We start from the raw sequence: 19,052 nt of genomic DNA, 5'->3' as shown, positions 1-19,052 counted from the left end.
GCCCTCAGTCGGCGACGGCGAGCAGCGTCTCGCAGGCGTCCGCGCAGTCTCGGCAGGCCCGGGCGCACGCCGCGCAGTGGTCCATGTCGTGGCTGCCGCACTCGTCGGCGCACTCGCGGCAGACCGCGATGCAGGCCCGCACAACCTCCTCCCAGCTGTCACCGTTGGGGCCCGGCCGGGACATGACGTCGGCGGCGGCCCGGCAGATCGAGGCGCACTGGTTGCACCGGTCGATGCAGCGCGCCATGCCGCCCGGGTCGTCGCCGTGCAGGCACGCGTCGGCGCAGGTGGCGCAGGTCGAGGCGCACGCCGACGCCGCGTCGATCGCGGCCCGCAGCTGCGGCTGGTCGAAGGTGTCCCGCGAGGGGTGGCTGCTCAAGATGTCGCTCATGCCCCGACGGTATGCCCGGGCCTGGCCCTCCGCGCGCCGAAGCGGGATCCTCAGCCGAGCTCGGGCAGGTCGGGAGAGCGACCCTCCAGGACCGCCCGGTAGACCTCGACCGTCCGCTGCGCCACGGTCGTCCAGGAGAACTGCTCGACCGCCCTGGCCCGACCGGCCTCGCCGCGCCGTTGCGCCTCCTGCGGGTTCGAGCACGCCTGCACCAGGGCGCGCCCCAGGTCGGCGACGAAGGCCTCCTCGTCGACCGGGGTGCCGGTGCCGTCCTGGACCTGCTCGATCGGCACCAGCCAGCCGGTCTCACCGTCCAGCACGACCTCCGGTATGCCGCCGGTCGCGGTCGCCACGACCGAGGCGCCGCAGGCCATCGCCTCGAGGTTGACGATGCCGAGCGGCTCGTAGACCGAGGGACAGACGAAGACGGTCGCGTGCGACAGCACGGCGATGACCTTGTGCCGGGGCAGCATGTCGTCGATCCACACCACCGGGGCCGCGCCCTCGCCGCGCTCGTCGCGCAGCTGGTCCACGAGCTCGATCACCTCGGCCTTGATCTCCTCGGTGTCGGGCGCGCCCGCGAGCAAGACCACCTGGACGTCGTCGTCGAGCGCCCGCAGGGCCTTGAGCAGGAAGGGCAGACCCTTCTGCCGGGTGATCCGGCCCAGGAAGACCACGCTCCGGGCCTCCGGGTCGATCCCCTGCGAGCGCACGAAGTCCGCGGCCTGCTCGCTGGTGTCCCGCTGCCACAGCTCGGCGTCGATGCCGTTGTGCACGACGTGCACCGTGGCCGGGTCCACGTCCGGGTAGGCCGCCAGGATGTCCCGACGCATCCCTGCGGAGACGGCGATGATCCCGGCGGCACCCTCGTAGGAGACCTTCTCCGCCATGGAGGAGACGGCATACCCCCCGCCGAGCTGCTCGGCCTTCCAGGGGCGCAGCGGCTCCAGGCTGTGCGCGCTGACGACGTGCGGGACCTCCGCGAGCGCAGCACCGAGGTGACCACCCATGTTGGCGTACCACGTGTGGCTGTGGACCAGGTCGGCTCCCCCGTCCGCGACGTCGCGGGCCATGAGGAGGTCGACCCCGAGGGTGCGCAGCGCCCCGTTGGCGTCGGCGAGGTCCTCGGGCACGGCATACCCCGTGGTGCCGGGCTCGTCGGCCGGCTCGTCGAACGCTCTGACCTGCACCTCCACCCCGTTCAGGGCCCGCAGCGCGCGGGTCAGCTCCGCGACGTGCACGCCGGCGCCGCCGTAGACGTTGGGTGGGTACTCGCGGGTCAGGATGTCGATGCGCACGCTCCCAACGTATCCGCTGCTCCCTCCCCTCGCCACAGGTTGACGGTGCGTCTAGGTTGGTGCCATGGCAGCGCAACGAGGCACACGGCTGAAGGTTCTCGCGATCGTCCTGGCCGGGGGGGAGGGCAAGCGGCTCATGCCGCTCACCGCCGACCGGGCCAAGCCGGCGGTCCCGTTCGGGGGGATCTACCGGCTCATCGACTTCGCCCTGTCCAACATCGTCAACTCCGGGTACCTCAAGGTGGTCGTGCTGACGCAGTACAAGTCGCACAGCCTGGACGCGCACGTCACCAAGACGTGGCGGATGTCGACCCTGCTGGGCAACTACGTGGCGCCGGTGCCCGCGCAGCAGCGGCTCGGCAAGAGCTGGTTCGCCGGGTCGGCGGACGCGATCTACCAGAGCCTCAACCTCGTGCACGACGAGCGTCCCGACATCGTCGTCGTCGTCGGGGCGGACCACGTCTACCGCATGGACTTCGCCCAGATGGTGGAGCAGCACGTGGAGACCGGTGCGGCGTGCACGGTGGCGGCGATCCGGCAGCCGATCGGGCTGGCCGACCAGTTCGGGGTCATCGACGTCAAGCCGGAGGACCCGAGGCAGATCCGCGAGTTCCTCGAGAAGCCGACCGACCCGCAGGGGCTGCCGGACGCCCCCGACGAGGTGCTGGCCTCCATGGGCAACTACGTCTTCACCGCCGAGGCGTTGGAGGCGGCCGTGCGGGTGGACGCGCTGAACGAGGACTCCAAGCACGACATGGGCGGCGACATCGTCCCGGCCTTCGTCAAGAAGGGCGACGCCTGGGTCTACGACTTCAAGGACAACGAGATCGCCGGGGCCACCGACCGGGACCGCGGTTACTGGCGCGACGTCGGCACCATCGACTCCTACTACGACGCGCACATGGACCTCGTGTCCGTGCACCCCGTCTTCAACCTCTACAACGACGCCTGGCCGATCTACACCAACTACGGCCCGCAGCCGCCGGCGAAGTTCGTGCACGGGTCCGGCGACCGGGTCGGGCACGCGCTAAACTCCGCGGTCTCCCCCGGATGCGTGATCTCCGGGGCCACGGTCACCGACTCGGTGCTCTCGCCCGGCGTCATGGCCCACAGCTTCAGCCACGTCACCGGCTCGGTGCTCATGGACAAGGTCGGGATCGGCCGCTCCTGCCAAATCCACCGCGCGATCATCGACAAGGGTGTTCAGGTGCCCGCCGGGGTGCACATCGGTGTCGACCACGACCACGACCGGGAGCGCGGCTTCACGGTCACCGACTCCGGGCTCGTGGTCGTCGGCAAGGGGACCGTCGTCCCCGGGTAGCCCGCCTCAGAAACCGGTGGCGTGGAAGCCTCCGTCGACGTGCACGATCTCGCCGGTGGTCGCCGGGAACCAGTCGGACAGCAGCGCCACGCACGCCTGCGCCGCGGGCACCGGGTCCTTGACGTCCCACCCGAGCGGCGAGTGCTCGCTCCACCTCGCGAACTGGTCGAACTCCGGGATCGACTTGGCCGCCGTGGTCGAGATCGGTCCGGCCGACACGAGGTTGGAGCGGATGCCCTTCGGCCCGAGGTCGCGGGCGAGGTAGCGGCTCGTCGCCTCGAAGGCCGCCTTGGAGACTCCCATCCAGTCGTAGACGGGCCAGGCGTACTGCGCGTCGAAGGTCAGCCCGACGACGCTGCCGCCCGCACTCATCCGCGGCAGCGCGGCCACCGCCAGAGCCTTGAGCGAGTAGGCGCTGACCTGCATCGCCGTCGCCACGTCCTCCCACCGCGCGCCGAGGAAGTCGAAGGCGCCCTGCGGGGCGAAGCCGATCGAGTGCAGCACCCCGTCGAGGCGGTCCACGTGCTCGCCGACCCGCTCGGCGAGGGAGTCCAGGTGCTCGGTGTCCTGCACGTCCAGCTCGATGACCGGCGCCGGCTGCGGGAGCCGCCGGGCGATGGTCTGGGTGATCCGCATGGTCCGACCGAAGGAGGTCAGCACCACCTCGGCACCTTGCTCCTGGGCCAGCCGGGCCACGTGGAAGGCGATGGAGGTGTCCATGAGGACACCGGTGATCAGGAGCTTCTTTCCCTCGAGGAGCATGAGGGGAACTCTAGTCCGTCCTGACGCGGCGGCAGTCGCGACGCGCTGCGGCCCGGCCCACGATCACGCCCGGCCACGGACCCTCGCCTCAGTGCCCCATGCCCAGCCCGCCGTCGACCGGGATGACGCGCCGGAGATGTAGGCCGCGTCCGGTCCGGCGAGGAAGCGCACCACGCCGGCGACCTCCTGCGGCGTGGCGAAGCGCCCGGAGGGTATGCCCGCCAGGTAGGTCTTGCGCCGGTCCTCGGGGAGCTGCTCGGTCATCTCGGTCTCGATGAAGCCCGGGGCGACGACGTTGGCGGTGATGCCGCGACCGCCCAGCTCGCGGGTGATGGAACGGGCCAGCCCGACGAGGGCGGACTTGGACGCGGCGTAGTTGGTCTGCCCGGGCGAGCCGTAGAGGCCGACGACCGAGGAGATGAGGATGATGCGGCCCGCCCGCGCGCGGATCATGCCCTTGGAGGCGCGTCGGGCGCACCGGAAGGCCCCGGCGAGATTGGTGTCGATAACCGCGTCGAACTCCTCGTCGCTCATCCGCATGAGCAGGGTGTCCTTGGTGATGCCGGCGTTGGCCACGAGCACGTCCACCGGCCGCCCGAGCAGCTCCTCGGCCTCGCTGAAGGCCTCGTCGACGCTCGCGGAGTCGGTGACGTCGCAGCGCACGCCCCGCAGCCCCTCGGGCGGCTCACCGCTGCGGTGGGTGATGACGACGTCGTCGCCGGCGTCGGCGAAGGCCCGGGCGATGGCCAGGCCGATGCCGCGGTTGCCGCCGGTCACGAGCACGGCTGACGGGGTGGTGTCGGGGGTGTCGCTGTGATTCGTCACGGAGCCACCGTAGCCGTATCCTGGAGGGGTGCCCAGCACCTCGACCACGACCGGCAAGGCGCGGCGTCCCGCCCAGGCGGTGACCGCCGCGAGGCGGTCGGTGGAGGAGGACCGGCGGCGCCGGATGTGGCAGTACCTCCTGGCGATGGGGGTGCGCACGGCGTCCTTCCCGGTGGCGGTGTGGGCCTTCATGACCGAGCGGTATGCCATCGCCTGGGTGGCCGTGGCCCTCGCCGCCCTCATCCCCGCCTTCGCCGTCATGCTCGCCAACGCGGTCGACCAGCGACGCGCACCCGGCGAGGCGCCGCGCTCCCCCACCCGGGGCCTGGACGCCCCACCGACGCGGCCCGCACCGCGGCCCGGGAGCGCCGACACCGTGCTGACCGGCGAGGTGCTCAGCAGCAGGCATACCCGCACCGACGCCGACGCGCCGTGACGGGGGCGGCCACCGGCCAGCTCGTCTGCAGCGCCAAGGCGTGCCGTCGTGTCGCCGCGCACGCGGTCGTGTGGCGCAACCCGCGGCTGCACGCGCCGGACCGGCGCAAGGTGTGGCTCGCCTGCGAGGACCACCGGGAGCACCTGCGCGACTTCGTCCAGGTGCGCGGCTTCCTCCTCGAGGTCGTGGGGGTCGAGGAGCTGACCGAGGCGGACGGCTGAGGTGTGGCAGGTCCTGCGCCGGCCGCGCTGGCTCGGCTATCTCGTCCTCGCCGTCGTCTTCGGGGTCGTCACCGCCGGCCTCGGCGCCTGGCAGTGGCAGCGGCACGAGAGCAAGGTCGAGCGACGTGCCGTGGTCGAGGCCAACTACGGCGGCGACCCGGCACCGGTGGACGCGGTGCTCCCCGGGGGCTCCGACCTCGGGGCCGGGCAGCGCTGGACCCGGGTCAGCGCCACCGGGACCTACCTGTCCGACGAGCAGCACCTGGTCCGCAACCGGCCGCACCAGGCGTCTACGGCTACGAGGTGCTGGTGCCGCTGCGGCTGGACGACGGCACGGTGCTGGCGGTGGACCGCGGCTGGGTGCCCAACGCTGACACCGCCGCCCAGCTCCCGGACGTCCCGGAGGCGCCTGCCGGTGAGGTGAGCGTGACCGGCTGGCTGCTGCCGTCCGAGCCCGACCTGGGCCTGGACCCGGTGGCCGGGCAGCTCGGCTCGGTCACGCTCGACGGGCTGGCCGAGGCCACCGGCCTGGAGCCGCGCGGCGCCTACCTCGTGCTGGAGTCCGAGGAGCCGCCCGCCACGACGCGGCCGGAGCAGCTCGAGGCCCCCGACACCGGCCTCGGCGCCCACCTGGCCTACGCCCTGCAGTGGTGGCTCACGGTCCCCGTCGGGCTGATCCTCGTCCTCGTCATGGCACGTCGGCAGGCGCAGGACGAGGGACTCGTGACCCGGAGCGCGACGACGACCACCCAGGCACGTGGCCGCCGGGAGAAGAAGGTCCGGATCTGGGACGAGGAGGACGCCTGAGGCGACGGCAGCGACTCAGGTCCGGAACTGCGTGCGGTGGAGCGCGGCATACAGCCCACCCTCGGCGAGCAGCTGCTCGTGGGTGCCCCGCTGCACCACCTGGCCGTCCTCCAGGACGAGGATGAGGTCGGCGTCCCGCACCGTGGACAGCCGGTGCGCGACGACGACCGAGGTGCGCCCGTGCAGCGCCTCGTCCAGCGCCCGCTGCACCGCGGCCTCCGACTCGCTGTCGAGGTGGGCGGTGGCCTCGTCGAGCACGACCACCGCCGGCGACTTCAGCAGCAGCCGGGCGATGGCGAGGCGCTGCTTCTCACCCCCGGAGAGCCGGTGCCCGCGGTCCCCGACCACGGTGTCCAGCCCGTCCGGCAGCCGGCGCACGAGGTCGGCGATGCGGGCACCCTCCAGCGCGTGCCAGATCTGCGTCTCGGAGGCCTCCGGGCGGGCGTAGCGCAGGTTGGCGCGCACCGTGTCGTTGAACATGTGCGCCTCCTGGGTGACGACCCCGACCGTGTCCCGCAGCGAGTCGAAGGAGACCTCGCGCAGGTCCACGCCGCCGATGCGCACGCTGCCCGCGGTGGGGTCGTAGAGGCGGGTGACCAGGGTGGTCAGGGTCGTCTTGCCCGCGCCGGAGGGTCCGACGAGGGCGACCATCGACCCGGCGGGGATCGTCGCGTCGATCCCGCGGAGCACGGTATGCCCGTCGCCGTCGTGGGTCTCCGCCTCCGGCCGCTGCTCCAGCGAGGCGATCGAGACCTCCTCCGCCTCGGGGTAGGAGAAGCCGACGCCGGACAGCTCGATGCCGACCGGGCCGGCGGGGATGGCGACGGGTTTCTCGGCCTCCCGCACCAGGGGGCGCAGGTCGAGGACCTCGAAGATCCGCTCGAAGCTGACCAGCGCGGTCATGATGTCCACCCGCACGTTCGACAGCGACGTGAGCGGGCCGTACATCCGGGTGAGGAGCACGGACATCGCGACCAGGGTGCCGGTGGTCAGCTGGCCGGCGATGGTCATGAGCCCGCCGAGCCCGTAGACCAGCGCCGTCGCCAGCGCCGCCACGAGGCCGAGCGCCGCCGTGAAGAAGACCCGGTTGACGGCGATCGACACGCCGGAGTCGCGCACCCCGGCGGCGCGCTCGGCATACTCCTCGTCCTCGGTGGCCGGGCGGCCGAAGAGGCGCACCAGCAGCGCCCCCCCGACGTTGAAGCGCTCGGTCATCCGTGCCTGCATGTCCGCGTTGAGCGCCATCTGCCTGCGGGTGAGCGCGGAGAGGCGCGCGCCCATGAAGCGCGCCGGGACGAGGAAGACCGGCACGAGCAGCAGCGCGAGCAGCGTGATCTGCCAGCTCATCGAGAACAGCGCGACGAGGATGAGCGCGAGCTGCACCAGGCTGGAGACGAAGCCGGACAGGATCGAGGTGAAGGCCGTCTGCGCCCCGATGACGTCGCTGTTGAGCCGGGAGACGAGGGCGCCGGTCTGCGCGCGGGTGAAGAAGGCGATCGGCTGGCGCAGCACGTGCGCGAAGACCTCGCGGCGCAGGTTGTAGATCAGCCCCTCGCCGATCCGCGAGCCGAACCACCGGATGACCACCGTCACGACCGCCTCGACGACGGCGAGCCCGGCGACGAGCAACGCGAGCCGGACCACGACGTCGCGGTCCCCCACCTCGACACCCTGGTCGATGATCCGGCCCAGCAGCAGCGGGACGACCGTGACCAGGCCGCCGGCGAGCACGGTCAGCAGCAGGTAGACCACGATCCTGCCCAGGAACGGGCGGCCGTAGCCGGCGACGCGGCGTGCGGTGTCGCGGCCGATCCGGTGGTTCTTGACGGACTGGTCCTTGGCGAAGCTGCGGAAGGTGCCTCCGCGCAGGCCGACGGTCATCGGTGGTGGTCTCCTGACCCGCCCTCAGGCCAGGGCGATGAGTTCCTCGTAGTCGCGCCCCCAGAGGTCCTCCACCCCGTCCGGGAGCAGCAGGACCCGCTCCGGTTCGAGCGCCTGCACCGCGCCCTCGTCGTGACTGACGAGGACCACGGCACCTTGGTAGGAACGCAGCGCGGCGAGGACCTCTTCCCGCGAGGCAGGGTCGAGGTTGTTGGTGGGCTCGTCCAGGAGCAGCACGTTGGCGGCCGAGACGACGAGGATGGCCAGCGCGAGCCGGGTCTTCTCGCCGCCGGAGAGCACGCCGGCCGGCTTGTCGACGTCGTCGCCGGAGAAGAGGAAGGAGCCCAGGACCTTGCGGGTCTCGGTCTCGTCCAGGTCGGGCGCCGCCGACTTCATGTTCTCCAGCACCGTGCGCCGCACGTCGAGCGTCTCGTGCTCCTGGGCGTAGTAGCCGATCTTGAGCCCGTGCCCCGGCTCGACCGCCCCCGTGTCCGGGGCGTCGATGCCCGCCAGGAGCCGGAGCAGCGTGGTCTTGCCGGCGCCGTTGAGGCCCAGCACGACGACCTTGGAGCCGCGGTCGACGGCGAGGTCGACGTCGGTGAAGATCTCCAGGCTTCCGTAGGAGCGGGACAGGCCCTGCGCGGTGAGCGGGGTGCGGCCGCAGGAGGCCGGCGTCGGGAAGCGCAGCTTGGCGACCCGGTCGGCCTGCCGCTCCCCCTCGAGCCCGGCCATCATCCGCTCGGCGCGGCGCGCCATGTTCTGCGCCGCGACGGCCTTGGTGGCCTTGGCCCGCATCTTGTCCGCCTGCGCAAGCAGCGCGGCGGCCTTCTTCTCGGTGTTGGCGCGCTCCCGGTGCCGTCGTCGCTCGTCGGCCTCGCGCTGGGCGAGGTAGGCCTTCCAGCCCATGTTGTAGACGTCCATCACCTGTCGGTTGGCGTCGAGGTAGAAGACCTTGTTGACGACGGTCTCGATGAGCTCGACGTCGTGCGAGATCACCATGAGCCCGCCGGTGTGCGCCTTGAGGTGCTCGCGCAGCCAGACGACGGAGTCGGCGTCGAGGTGGTTCGTCGGCTCGTCGAGCAGCAGGGTGTCGGCGCCGGAGAAGAGGATGCGGGCCAGCTCGATACGCCGCCGCTGTCCGCCGGAGAGCGTGGCCAGCGGCTGCCCAAGGACCCGGTCCGGCAGCCCCAGGCTGCTCGCGATCGACGCCGCCTCGGACTCGGCGGCATACCCCCCGCGGGAGGTGAACTCGGCCTCGAGACGGGTATACCGCGCCATCGCCCGGTCGCGTGCCTCCTCCTCGGCGCTGGCCATCGTCTCCTCGGCGGCGCGCAGCCCGCGGATGACCTCGTCCAGGCCGCGGGCCGACAGGATCCGGTCGCGCCCCAGCACCTCCAGGTCGCCGGTGCGTGGATCCTGCGGGAGGTAGCCGATCTCGCCGGTGCTCGTGATGGTGCCCGCGGCAGGCTGCCCCTCCCCCGAGAGCATCCGGGTCAGCGTCGTCTTGCCGGCGCCGTTGCGCCCGACCAGGCCGACGCGGTCCCCGGCCCCGACACGGAAGGTCACGTCCTCCATGAGGAGGCGGGAGCCGACACGGATCTCGACACCGGCGGCGCTGATCACGGGCACTCCTCCACGGGCGGACGGCAGCACGACGACGGGCGCTGCAGGGAACGGGTCTGCGGCTCGCCCGGGTGCGTCGGCTGCACCTCCGGGGCCGCATGGCTAGTCTACGCGCTAGGCGCCGGTCACCCGACCGGCACGCACCCACCGAGAGGCAGCACCGATGACCTTCAGGGAGAACGCCAACATCGGCAGCGGCCGCGCGAGCCGCGGTGGTGGCGGCGGTGGCGGTGTCGCGGTCGGAGGTGGCCTCGGTGCCCTCGTCCTGGCGCTCGTCGTCATGCTCCTCGGCGGGGACCCGGGGCAGGTCCTGGGCGGCGGCCAGGAGCAGCAGGCCTCCCAGGTGGAGAACGTCGACCTCGCGGAGTGCCAGACGGGGGCGGACGCCAACGCCGACGTCGACTGCCGGATGCGGGCGACGATGGTCTCGCTCGAGGACTACTGGACCGCCGTCCTCCCGGACGCCGACCCGACGAACGCCATCCTCTTCTCCGGATCGGTGCAGACCCAGTGCGGCGGGGCCACCAGCGCGGTCGGCCCGTTCTACTGCCCGCTGGACCGACGCATCTACCTCGACACCAGCTTCTTCAACCAGCTCGAGGGCCAGCTCGGCGCGGACGGTGGCAACTTCAGCCAGATGTACGTCCTCGCGCACGAGTACGGCCACCACATCCAGAACTACACCGGCGCCCTGCAGTACTCCCAGCAGGACCCACGTGGCCCGGAGTCCGGCGCGGTGCGCGTCGAGCTGCAGGCGGACTGCTTCGCGGGGGCGTGGGCCGGCAACGCCTCGCGGACCCAGGACGACGAGGGCCAGCTGCTGCTGGAGGAGCTGAGCCGCGAGGACGTCGAGTCGGCGCTCTCGGCCGCCTCGGCCGTCGGCGACGACTCGATCCAGGAGCAGATGCAGGGACAGGTCACCCCGCACACCTGGAGCCACGGCAGCTCGGAGCAACGGATGGGCTGGTTCATGCGCGGCTACGAGTCCGGTGACGCCAACCAGTGCGACACCCTCAACGCCGGCAGCGTCGAGGACTACCAGGGGTGAGCGAGGTCACAGCTTCCGCCCAGGAATAGTCCGGGCATAACCTCCTGTTGGGATGTGAGGTCCCGGCGCGACGGTATACCGCATGCCGCCCCCATGGTCCTGTCGTGGACCCGCCGCACGGTCGCGGCCCTTGCTCCTATCCCTGCAACGGAAGGTCCTTCTCGTGCTGTCCCGCCTCCGCCGGGTCTCCTTCGGCACCCAGGTGCTCATCGGCCTGGTGCTCGGAGTCGTCCTGGGCCTCGTCGCCCGCTCCACCGGCGCCAGCGCCGACAACCCCACGTGGCTGTCCGAGACGCTGTCGATCATCGGCTCCTCCTTCGTCACCCTGCTGCGGACCATCGTCCCGCCGCTGGTCTTCCTCGCGATCGTGTCCTCGATCGCCAACCTGCGCGAGGTCACCAACGCCGCGCGGCTGGCCTGGCAGACGCTCCTCTGGTTCGCCATCACCGCGCTGGTCTCGGTGTCCATCGGCATGACCATCGGCTGGCTGGTCGACCCGGCGCAGGGGGCGGGCGTCACCGAGGCCGATGCCGCCGCCCCCTCCAGCACCGGCGGGTGGCTCGACTTCCTCACCGGGCTCATCCCCGCGAACTCGCTGGGCATCTACGCCCGCGAGGGCGACGACGGCGTCAGCCTGAGCTTCAACGTGCTGCAGATCCTCGTCCTCGCGATCGCCGTCGGCATCGCCGTGGTCAAGGTCGGCAAGGAGGCGGACCCCTTCCTCGCCTTCACCCGCTCCGCGCTGACCGTGGTGCAGAAGGTGCTGTGGTGGGTCATCCTGCTCGCGCCGATCGCCACCGTGGGGCTGCTGGGCAACGCGATCGTCTCCTACGGCTGGGAGACCATCGGCTCGCTGGGCCGGTTCACCCTCGCCATCTACGCGGGTCTGCTCATCGTGGTGGGCGTGCTCTACCCCGTGCTGCTGCGCCTGCACGGCCTCTCGGTGAAGCAGTTCTTCACCGGCGCCTGGCCGGCGATGCAGCTCGCCTTCGTGTCGCGCTCCTCCATCGGCACGCTGCCCGTGACCCAGGCGGTGACCGAGCGCAACCTCGGTGTGCCCCGCGCCTACTCCTCCTTCGCGGTGCCGCTGGGCGCGACCACCAAGATGGACGGCTGCGCCGCGGTCTACCCCGCGATCGCCGCCATCTTTGTCGCGCAGTTCTTCGGCGTGCAGCTGGGCCTCACCGACTACCTGCTCATCGCGATGGTGTCCGTCCTCGGCTCCGCCGCCACCGCCGGCGTCACCGGTGCGACCGTGATGCTCACCCTGACGCTGTCCACCCTCGGCCTGCCGCTGGAGGGCGTGGGTCTGCTGCTGGCCGTCGACCCGATCCTCGACATGGGCCGCACCGCGACCAACGTCACCGGCCAGGCGCTGGTGCCGACGATCGTCGCCAAGCGCGAGGGCATCCTCGACGAGGACGCCTACAACGGTGACCGTCGCGGTCTGCCCTGGGCCGACGACGCTGCCGACCGCGAGGACGCAGCCGCCACCGCCTGACCCCTCCCCCACCGGGCGTCGCCTGTGGTTGCTCTGCCCCACCAGGAGCGACCCTCGGTGGCGCCCAGGCCAACCACGAACGACGCTCGGTCGGCAGGTCAGGCGTTGTGGACCTCCACGAGCACCGCGCGGCCCCGCCGGACGGCGTCGTCGAGCACCGAGCGGCGGGGGTCGGGCAGGTCGTAGAGCTCGCGGCGCGGGAGCACGGCCAGCTGGCTGCGGGTGCGCGCCGGCAGGCTCGGACCGTCGAGCAGGCCAGACATCACCCCGGCGGTGAGCGACCGGTCGCCACCCAGCACCAGCCCGCCGAGATCGAGGGCGCTGAGCGTGCGGTCGGTCGACGCAGGCGGCGCGGCCGCTCGGCGCGCACCGTGCGGGCGGTCGGAGGGGGACGGCGGGTGCAGCATCCGGGCGGTATGCCCGACCACGGCCTCGACGAGCGCGTCGGCCTGGTGGCCCCGTCGGCGGGCGTAGCGCTGCTGGCTCCAGCCCCCGGCGGCGGTGCGGGACTGCACGTGCCTGGTCCCCACCTTGTGGGCGACCAGGTCGCCGCTCGGGGAGACGAGCGCCACGGCATACCCACCCCGGCGCACGAGCAGCACGAGGAGCGACGGCGGGGCCGCGAAGCCGGCCAGCCCCGCTGCGAGGTCTGCCTCCTGCCACCCGGTGAGGCGCGCCCACGACCCGTCGGCAGCAGCCAGGTGCAGGCACGTCGACGGGGAGGCCCCCGCCCGGTCACGCTGCGCGACCGACCTGGTGACCTCCCCGTGCGAGGCGGTGAACCGCGCGACCCACCCGTCGAGGCGCTCGGGGGCGACCTCGACCGGGTGGGTCGGGCTCATCGGCGGTGCGGGCTCAGACGTTGAAGCCGAGGGCGCGCAGCTGCTCGCGACCGTCCTCGGTGATCTTGTCCGGGCCCCACGGCGGCATCCAGACCCAGTTGATCCGGTGGCTGGCCACCAGACCCTCCAGGCTCTGGGCGACCTGGTCCTCGATGACGTCGGTCAGCGGGCAGGCGGCGGAAGTCAGCGTCATGTCGATGACCGCGTGGCTCGCGGCGTCCACGGTGACGCCGTAGACGAGGCCGAGGTCGACGACGTTGATGCCGAGCTCGGGGTCCACGACGTCGCGCAGGGCCTCTTCGACATCGGCGACGTTGGGCGGGGTGGTGGTCGTCATGATCCCTCCAGGGTAGGTGGTCCGGTCAGGTCGCGGCGCCGTCGCCGTGCCCGCTGGCCGCGGAGATGTCGGCACCGGCGCGCGCGAGGGCGTCGAGGTAGGCGGTCCAGGGCAGCAAGGCGCACTTGACGCGCGCGGGGTACTTCGCGACACCGGCGAAGGCCACGGCGTCACCGATCTGCTCGGGGTCGCCCTGGTCCTGGCCCTTGCTCGTGAGCATGGCGTGCAGGTGGCGGTAGGTGGTCAGGGTCTCCTCGACCGGCCGGCCGAGCGACTCCTCGGCGAGGACGGAGGCCGAGGCGACCGAGATGGAGCAGCCGAGCGCGTCGTAGGACACGTCGCGCAGCAGCAGCCGCCCGTCGTCGGCACCGCCGGTGAGGGTCTCGAGGTGCACCCGAAGGCTGATCTCGTCGCCGCAGGTCGGGTTGACGTGGTTGACCTCGACGTCGTACGGCTCCCGCAGCCCGGCGTGCTGCGGGCGTTTGGCGTGGTCGAGGATGAGCTCGCCGTACAGGTCCATCAGCGGTCCGTCTCCGTCATCGTCGTCACCCGGTCATCCCGAAGATGCCCGGCACCCGGTCGAGCGCCTCGGCGAAGGCGTCGATCTCCTCCAGCGTGGTGTAGATCCCGAAGCTCGCGCGGGTCGAGGCGGGCACCCGGAGCCGGCGGTGCAGCGGCCAGGCGCAGTGGTGCCCGGTGCGGACCGCGACGCCGGAGTCGTCCAGCACCTGGCCCACGTCGTGCGGGTGCACGCCGTCCACGACGAAGGCGACCGCGCCGACACGGCGTGACGCGTGGTCGGGGCCGAGCACGCGGACCCAGGGCCGGTCGGCGAGCAGGTCGAGGGTATGCCCCAGGAGCTGCTGGTCGTGGGCGTGGACCCGGTCCATCCCCACCTCGGAGAGGTAGTCCAGTCCGGCGGCGAGGCCGACCGCCTGGGCCGCCATCGGCACCCCGGCCTCGAACTTCGCCGGCGGGGGCGCATACGTGGAGCCCTCCATCCGGACCACCTCGATCATCGAGCCGCCGGTGAGGAAGGGTGGCATGGCCTCGAGCAGACCCTGTCGGGCCCACAGCACGCCGACACCGCTGGGGCCGAGCGTCTTGTGCCCCGTGAGGACCAGCGCGTCCACCCCGGAGTCCGCTGCGGTGAGGTCGGTGATGTCCAGGTGTGGCGCCGACTGGCACGCGTCGACGACCACCAGCGCCCCGACCGCGCGGGCCGCCCGAACGACCGGCGAGTCGGGGCCGAGGTCGTTGAGCGTCCCGAGGACGTTCGAGACGTGCGTCAGCGCGACGACCTTGGTGCGCCCGGTGATGACCTCGGACGCACGGGGTGACCGGTCGCCCGCTCCCTGCCCGGGCAGAGTGTCCGTTCGGACGTCGAGCTCGCCGTCGTCGGTCACCCCGATCCACCGCAGCGTGGCGCCGGTGCGGCGGCACAGCTCCTGCCAGGGCACGAGGTTGGCGTGGTGCTCCATCTCGGTGACCACGACCTCGTCGCCGGGCCCGAGCCGGAGCCGCTCGGCCCACTCCCCCGGCACACCGTCCAGCGCCCCGGCGCCGCGGCGTTGGAGAAGGCGTAGGCCAGCAGGTTCAGCCCCTCGGTGCCGTTCTTGGTGAAGACGACCTCACCGGGGTCCGCGCCGAGGAACCTCGCCACCGTCGCCCGCGCGGCCTCGAAGGCCTCGGTCGCCTCCTCCGCGAGCTGGTGCGCACCACGGTGCACGGCGGCGTTGTGCTGCTCGTAGAAGTCGCGCTCGGCGTCGAGCACCACGCTCGGCTTCTGCGAGGTGGCGCCGCTGTCCAGGTAGACGAGCGGACGGCCGCCGCGCACCGTGCGCCCGAGCAGCGGGAAGTCCGCCCTGATCCGGGCGATCTCCACCTCGCTCAGGGGTGCTGCGGTCGGCCGTCCTGACGTCATCACGGTCCTGCTGCCTCAGGCACCGGCGGCGGTGAGGAAGCGGTCGTAGCCCTCCTCCTCGAGCCGGTCGGCGAGGTCACGGCTCCCGGACTCGGCGACCCGGCCGTTCACGAAGACGTGCACGTAGTCCGGCTGGATGTAGCGCAGGATCCGGGTGTAGTGCGTGATGAGCATGACGCCGAGGCCGGTCTTGTCCTTGACCCGGTTGACGCCCTCGGAGACGACCTTGAGCGCGTCGACGTCGAGGCCGGAGTCGGTCTCGTCGAGGATGGCGATCTTGGGCTCGATGAGCTCCATCTGCAGGATCTCGTGACGCTTCTTCTCACCGCCGGAGAAGCCCTCGTTGACGTTGCGCTCGGCGAAGGAGGGGTCCATCCGCAGCGACTCCATGGCGCCCTTGACGTCCTTGACCCAGTGCCGCAGCTTCGGGGCCTCGCCGTCGATGGAGGTCTTGGCGGTGCGCAGGAAGTTGGACACGGTCACGCCGGGCACCTCGACGGGGTACTGCATCGCGAGGAACAGCCCGGCCTGCGCGCGCTCGTCGACGCCCATCTCCAGGACGTCCTCGCCGTCGAGCAGCACCTGGCCGCCGGTGACGGTGTACTTCGGGTGGCCGGCGATGGCGTAGGCCAGCGTGGACTTGCCGGAGCCGTTGGGGCCCATGATGGCGTGCGTCTCGCCGGAGTTGATGGTCAGGTCGACACCGCGCAGGATCTCCTTGGCGGAGTCCTCGGTCTCGACGCTGACCTGCAGGTTCTTGATCTCCAGGGTGGTCATCGTTCTCCTTGTCGAAAGGATGGGGAAAGGGGGTGTGCCGGTCAGCTGCCGGCGAGGGTGACGTGGACGCCGCCCTCGTCGTCGACCTCGAGCTGGTGCACGGCGATCGGCACGGTCGCGGGCAGCTGGGTGGGCTGGCCGGTGGTCATGTCGAACTGCGAGCCGTGCAGCCAGCACTCGATGAGGCGGCCCTCGACCTCGCCCTCGGCGAGGCTCACGTTGGCGTGGCTGCAGGTGTCGTCGAAGGCGTGCAGGGCGCCGTCGGAGTCGCGCGCGATGGCGACCCGACGACCCTCGATGTCCGCGACGACCGCGCCGACCGTGGCCGGCAGCTCGTCGACGGAGCACACGCGCACGGCCGTGCTCATGCGGCGCCCGTGCCCGACTCCGGCGCGGGCTGGGAACCCATGGTGAGCGAGAGCTCCTCCTCGATCGCCTCCATGAGGGTCTCCACGACCTCGGGGACCCCGATCTTGGCGATGATGTCGGCGAAGAAGCCGCGCACGACGAGGCGACGGGCCTGGTCCTCACTGATGCCGCGGGACATCAGGTAGAACAGCTGCTCGTCGTCGAACCGCCCGGTCGAGCTGGCGTGGCCGGCCCCCTCGATGTCACCGGTCTCGATCTCCAGGTTGGGGACCGAGTCGGCGCGGGCGCCGTCGGTGAGCACGAGGTTGCGGTTGAGCTCGTAGGTGTCGATGCCCTCGGCCTCGGCGCGGATGAGCACGTCGCCCACCCACACGGTGCGGGCCGTCTCGCCCTGCAGCGCACCCTTGTAGGTCACCAGCGAGGTGCACCGCGGCGCGTTGTGGTCGACGAACGAACGGTGCTCCAGGTGCTGGCCGGCGTCGGAGAAGTAGACGCCGAGCAGCGTCGCGTCACCGCCGGGTCCGGCATACCGGACGTTGGAGTTCATCCGCACGATGCCGCCGCCGATGGAGACCGCGATGTGCTTGTAGGTCGCGTCGCGACCCACCAGCGCCTCGTGCTGGGCGAGGTGCAGCGCCTCGTCGTCCCAGCGCTGCAACGAGACCACGGTGAGGTTCGCGCCGTCGCCGACGAGGACCTCGAGGTTGCCGGTGTGGTCCGCCGCGCCGGTGTGGTCGAGGATGACCAGCGCCGTGCTGTGCCGGCCGGCCTCGAGCACGACGTGCCCGTTGCTCCGGCGCCCGGCGCCCTGACCGGTGACGTCGATGCGGGCCGGCTCGGTCAGCTCGGCCTCGGCGGCGACCATGACGTGCAGCGCCTCGGCGGTGTTGGCCGAGGCCACGGCCGCGCCGCGGTCCTCGGGGACCAGCACGGTGCCGCGCGGTGCCTGGCCCGGGGACAGCGTGGCGGTGCTCACGCCCTCCGGCGTCCGGACCGTGAGCTCGGCGGCGGGGTCGCCGTCCCGGTCGTCGGTGGCGGTGTCGCTGAAGACACCTCCCAGCCGGTCGACCGGGGTGAAGCGCCACTCCTCCTCGCGCCCGGTGGGCACGCCGAAGGCGTCCACGTCGAAGGACCGGGTGCGCGCGGCACGGGACTGGTCCGGTATGCGGTGGTCCCCGCCGATCTGGGCCTGGGGGTCCTGATGAGTCTTGTCGTCGACAAGAAGAGACATCAGCCGACGGCTCCTTCCATCTGCAGCTCGATGAGGCGGTTGAGCTCGAGGGCGTACTCCATGGGCAGCTCGCGGGCGATCGGCTCGACGAAGCCGCGCACGATCATGGCCATGGCCTCGGTCTCGGACATGCCTCGGGACATGAGGTAGAACATCTGGTCCTCGGACACCTTGGAGACGGTGGCCTCGTGCCCCATCTGCACGTCGTCCTCGCGGACGTCGACGTAGGGGTAGGTGTCGGACCGGGAGATCTGGTCGACGAGCAGCGCGTCGCAGACCACGGAGGACTTGCTGTGGTGCGAGCCCTCGTTGATCTGGACCAGGCCGCGGTAGGACGAGCGTCCGCCGCCCCGGGCCACCGACTTGCTGACGATGGTCGAGGAGGTGTGCGGCGCGGCGTGCACCATCTTGGAGCCGGCGTCCTGGTGCTGGCCCTCGCCGGCGAAGGCGACGGACAGCGTCTCGCCCTTGGCGTGCTCGCCGAGGAGGAAGACGGCCGGGTACTTCATCGTCACCTTGGAGCCGATGTTGCCGTCGATCCACTCCATGGTCGCGCCCTCGGCGCAGGTCGCGCGCTTGGTGACCAGGTTGTAGACGTTGTTGGACCAGTTCTGGATCGTGGTGTAGCGCACCTTGGCGTTCTTCTTCACGACGATCTCGACGACGGCGCTGTGCAGGCTGTCGGTCTTGTAGATCGGCGCGGTGCAGCCCTCGACGTAGTGCACCGAGGAGCCCTCGTCGGCGATGATCAGGGTGCGCTCGAACTGGCCCATGTTCTCGGTGTTGATCCGGAAGTAGGCCTGTAGCGGGATGTCGACGTGCACGCCCTTGGGGACGTAGATGAACGACCCGCCCGACCAGACGGCGGTGTTGAGCGCGGAGAACTTGTTGTCGCCGGCCGGGATGACCGAGCCGAAGTACTCGCGGAACAGGTCGCCGTGCTCGCGCAGCGCGGTGTCGGTGTCGAGGAAGAGGACGCCCTTCTCCTCCAGGTCCTCGCGGATCTGGTGGTAGACGACCTCGGACTCGTACTGCGCGGCGACGCCGGCGACGAGCCGCTGCTTCTCCGCCTCCGGGATGCCGAGCCGGTCGTAGGTGTTCTTGATGTCCTCGGGCAGGTCCTCCCAGCTGGTGGCCTGCTTCTCGGTCGACTTCACGAAGTACTTGATGTTGTCGAAGTCGATCTCCGAGAGGTCCGCACCCCAGTGCGGCATCGGCTTCTTGTCGAACAGGCGCAGCGCCTTGAGCCGCTGCTCCAGCATCCAGGCGGGCTCGCTCTTCTTGTCGGAGATGTCGCGGACGACCTCCTCGGAGAGCCCGCGCTTCGCCGAGGCACCGGCGTCGTCGCGGTCTGCCCATCCGTACTCGTACTTGCCCAAGTCCTTCAGGCCTGGGTTGAGCTCCTCGATGTTGGTGCTCATGTCACGTCCTCTCGTCGGCGAATCTGGGGCGGGATCT

The 19,052-nt window shown here is 71.5% G+C and carries 17 protein-coding genes and 3 pseudogenes; 6 read left to right on the top strand and 14 right to left on the bottom strand.

The window, feature by feature from the left end; all coding sequences use genetic code 11:
- Positions 1-4: 4 nt before the first annotated feature.
- Both BJF80_RS12530 and glgA read right to left on the bottom strand, forming a co-directional pair.
- Entirely contained in the window at positions 5-391 is a 387-nt protein-coding gene (locus BJF80_RS12530; protein WP_075814088.1) for a four-helix bundle copper-binding protein, read from the bottom strand.
- A 50-nt stretch (positions 392-441) separates the two neighbouring features.
- The gene (glgA, locus tag BJF80_RS12525) at positions 442-1,689 is read right to left on the bottom strand and encodes a glycogen synthase (RefSeq protein ID WP_075814086.1); all 1,248 of its coding nucleotides are present in this window, start codon (positions 1,687-1,689) and stop codon (positions 442-444) included.
- A 64-nt stretch (positions 1,690-1,753) separates the two neighbouring features.
- Between glgA and glgC the strand changes: the two genes are divergently transcribed.
- The gene (gene glgC / locus BJF80_RS12520; protein ID WP_022924020.1) at positions 1,754-3,010 is read left to right on the top strand and encodes a glucose-1-phosphate adenylyltransferase; all 1,257 of its coding nucleotides are present in this window, start codon (positions 1,754-1,756) and stop codon (positions 3,008-3,010) included.
- 6 nt (positions 3,011-3,016) lie between these two features.
- On the opposite strand, the gene fabI is transcribed toward glgC, so the two are convergent.
- Complete coding sequence (gene fabI / locus BJF80_RS12515) at positions 3,017-3,772, bottom strand: enoyl-ACP reductase FabI (RefSeq protein WP_075814084.1); 756 nt, start codon at positions 3,770-3,772, stop codon at positions 3,017-3,019.
- 88 nt (positions 3,773-3,860) lie between these two features.
- A pseudogene (gene fabG, locus BJF80_RS12510) lies at positions 3,861-4,597 on the bottom strand (3-oxoacyl-ACP reductase FabG).
- A 28-nt stretch (positions 4,598-4,625) separates the two neighbouring features.
- Here fabG and BJF80_RS12505 point away from each other — a divergent pair.
- From BJF80_RS12505 to BJF80_RS21625, 3 genes and pseudogenes are all read left to right on the top strand, one after another.
- Entirely contained in the window at positions 4,626-5,033 is a 408-nt protein-coding gene (locus BJF80_RS12505; protein ID WP_075814082.1) for a DUF3099 domain-containing protein, read from the top strand.
- Positions 5,030-5,254, top strand: a complete 225-nt coding sequence (locus BJF80_RS12500; RefSeq protein WP_075814080.1) for a hypothetical protein — start codon at positions 5,030-5,032, stop codon at positions 5,252-5,254. Before BJF80_RS12505 ends, BJF80_RS12500 begins: the two co-directional genes overlap by 4 nt.
- 1 nt (position 5,255) lies before the next feature.
- A pseudogene (locus BJF80_RS21625) lies at positions 5,256-6,061 on the top strand (SURF1 family cytochrome oxidase biogenesis protein).
- A 15-nt stretch (positions 6,062-6,076) separates the two neighbouring features.
- On the opposite strand, the gene BJF80_RS12490 reads toward BJF80_RS21625, so the two are convergent.
- Positions 6,077-7,942, bottom strand: a complete 1,866-nt coding sequence (locus tag BJF80_RS12490; RefSeq protein ID WP_075814078.1) for an ABC transporter ATP-binding protein — start codon at positions 7,940-7,942, stop codon at positions 6,077-6,079.
- A gap of 24 nt (positions 7,943-7,966) precedes the next feature.
- Positions 7,967-9,565 (bottom strand): ABC-F family ATP-binding cassette domain-containing protein, encoded by a 1,599-nt coding sequence (locus BJF80_RS12485; RefSeq protein ID WP_075814076.1) that lies wholly within the window; start codon positions 9,563-9,565, stop codon positions 7,967-7,969.
- A 163-nt stretch (positions 9,566-9,728) separates the two neighbouring features.
- Here BJF80_RS12485 and ypfJ point away from each other — a divergent pair, with 163 nt between their 5' ends.
- Both ypfJ and BJF80_RS12475 read left to right on the top strand, forming a co-directional pair.
- Positions 9,729-10,613, top strand: a complete 885-nt coding sequence (gene ypfJ, locus BJF80_RS12480; RefSeq protein WP_075814074.1) for a KPN_02809 family neutral zinc metallopeptidase — start codon at positions 9,729-9,731, stop codon at positions 10,611-10,613.
- A gap of 163 nt (positions 10,614-10,776) precedes the next feature.
- A complete protein-coding gene (locus BJF80_RS12475; RefSeq protein WP_075814072.1) occupies positions 10,777-12,114 on the top strand; it encodes a dicarboxylate/amino acid:cation symporter in 1,338 nt (445 codons plus the stop codon).
- A 98-nt stretch (positions 12,115-12,212) separates the two neighbouring features.
- Here BJF80_RS12475 and BJF80_RS12470 read toward each other — a convergent pair whose 3' ends face one another.
- The 8 genes and pseudogenes from BJF80_RS12470 to sufB all read right to left on the bottom strand — a co-directional run bounded on the left by BJF80_RS12470 (position 12,213) and on the right by sufB (position 19,015).
- Positions 12,213-12,956 (bottom strand): acVLRF1 family peptidyl-tRNA hydrolase, encoded by a 744-nt coding sequence (locus BJF80_RS12470; protein ID WP_075814070.1) that lies wholly within the window; start codon positions 12,954-12,956, stop codon positions 12,213-12,215.
- A 13-nt stretch (positions 12,957-12,969) separates the two neighbouring features.
- Positions 12,970-13,293, bottom strand: a complete 324-nt coding sequence (locus BJF80_RS12465) for a metal-sulfur cluster assembly factor (RefSeq protein ID WP_022924030.1) — start codon at positions 13,291-13,293, stop codon at positions 12,970-12,972.
- 25 nt (positions 13,294-13,318) lie between these two features.
- The gene (gene sufU, locus BJF80_RS12460; protein WP_075814068.1) at positions 13,319-13,813 is read right to left on the bottom strand and encodes a Fe-S cluster assembly sulfur transfer protein SufU; all 495 of its coding nucleotides are present in this window, start codon (positions 13,811-13,813) and stop codon (positions 13,319-13,321) included.
- 25 nt (positions 13,814-13,838) lie between these two features.
- Positions 13,839-15,217: pseudogene (locus BJF80_RS12455) on the bottom strand (aminotransferase class V-fold PLP-dependent enzyme).
- Positions 15,218-15,232: 15 nt separating this feature from the next.
- Entirely contained in the window at positions 15,233-15,994 is a 762-nt protein-coding gene (gene sufC, locus BJF80_RS12450) for a Fe-S cluster assembly ATPase SufC (RefSeq protein ID WP_075814066.1), read from the bottom strand.
- A gap of 41 nt (positions 15,995-16,035) precedes the next feature.
- The gene (locus BJF80_RS12445) at positions 16,036-16,362 is read right to left on the bottom strand and encodes a non-heme iron oxygenase ferredoxin subunit (protein ID WP_075814064.1); all 327 of its coding nucleotides are present in this window, start codon (positions 16,360-16,362) and stop codon (positions 16,036-16,038) included.
- A complete protein-coding gene (gene sufD, locus BJF80_RS12440; protein ID WP_075814062.1) occupies positions 16,359-17,594 on the bottom strand; it encodes a Fe-S cluster assembly protein SufD in 1,236 nt (411 codons plus the stop codon). The genes BJF80_RS12445 and sufD overlap by 4 nt, the downstream gene beginning before the upstream one ends.
- Positions 17,594-19,015, bottom strand: a complete 1,422-nt coding sequence (gene sufB, locus BJF80_RS12435; protein WP_075814060.1) for a Fe-S cluster assembly protein SufB — start codon at positions 19,013-19,015, stop codon at positions 17,594-17,596. The genes sufD and sufB overlap by 1 nt, the downstream gene beginning before the upstream one ends.
- Positions 19,016-19,052 lie beyond the last annotated feature (37 nt).

Source organism: Serinicoccus sp. CUA-874, assembly GCF_001942225.1.
GTDB lineage: Bacteria > Actinomycetota > Actinomycetes > Actinomycetales > Dermatophilaceae > Ornithinicoccus > Ornithinicoccus marinus.
The sequence above is the reverse complement of the archived record's forward strand: the minus strand, read 5'-3'. Positions and strand labels throughout refer to the sequence as shown.

Coding starts and splice junctions, on each gene's coding strand:
- fabI (WP_075814084.1), bottom strand. CDS start 3,772: ATGCTCCTCGAGGGAAAGAAGCTCCTGATCACCGGTGTCCTCATGGAC.
- sufD (WP_075814062.1), bottom strand. CDS start 17,594: ATGTCTCTTCTTGTCGACGACAAGACTCATCAGGACCCCCAGGCCCAG.
- glgC (WP_022924020.1), top strand. CDS start 1,754: ATGGCAGCGCAACGAGGCACACGGCTGAAGGTTCTCGCGATCGTCCTG.
- BJF80_RS12490 (WP_075814078.1), bottom strand. CDS start 7,942: ATGACCGTCGGCCTGCGCGGAGGCACCTTCCGCAGCTTCGCCAAGGAC.
- sufC (WP_075814066.1), bottom strand. CDS start 15,994: ATGACCACCCTGGAGATCAAGAACCTGCAGGTCAGCGTCGAGACCGAG.
- sufB (WP_075814060.1), bottom strand. CDS start 19,015: ATGAGCACCAACATCGAGGAGCTCAACCCAGGCCTGAAGGACTTGGGC.
- BJF80_RS12445 (WP_075814064.1), bottom strand. CDS start 16,362: ATGAGCACGGCCGTGCGCGTGTGCTCCGTCGACGAGCTGCCGGCCACG.
- BJF80_RS12470 (WP_075814070.1), bottom strand. CDS start 12,956: ATGAGCCCGACCCACCCGGTCGAGGTCGCCCCCGAGCGCCTCGACGGG.
- ypfJ (WP_075814074.1), top strand. CDS start 9,729: ATGACCTTCAGGGAGAACGCCAACATCGGCAGCGGCCGCGCGAGCCGC.
- BJF80_RS12530 (WP_075814088.1), bottom strand. CDS start 391: ATGAGCGACATCTTGAGCAGCCACCCCTCGCGGGACACCTTCGACCAG.
- BJF80_RS12465 (WP_022924030.1), bottom strand. CDS start 13,293: ATGACGACCACCACCCCGCCCAACGTCGCCGATGTCGAAGAGGCCCTG.
- sufU (WP_075814068.1), bottom strand. CDS start 13,813: ATGGACCTGTACGGCGAGCTCATCCTCGACCACGCCAAACGCCCGCAG.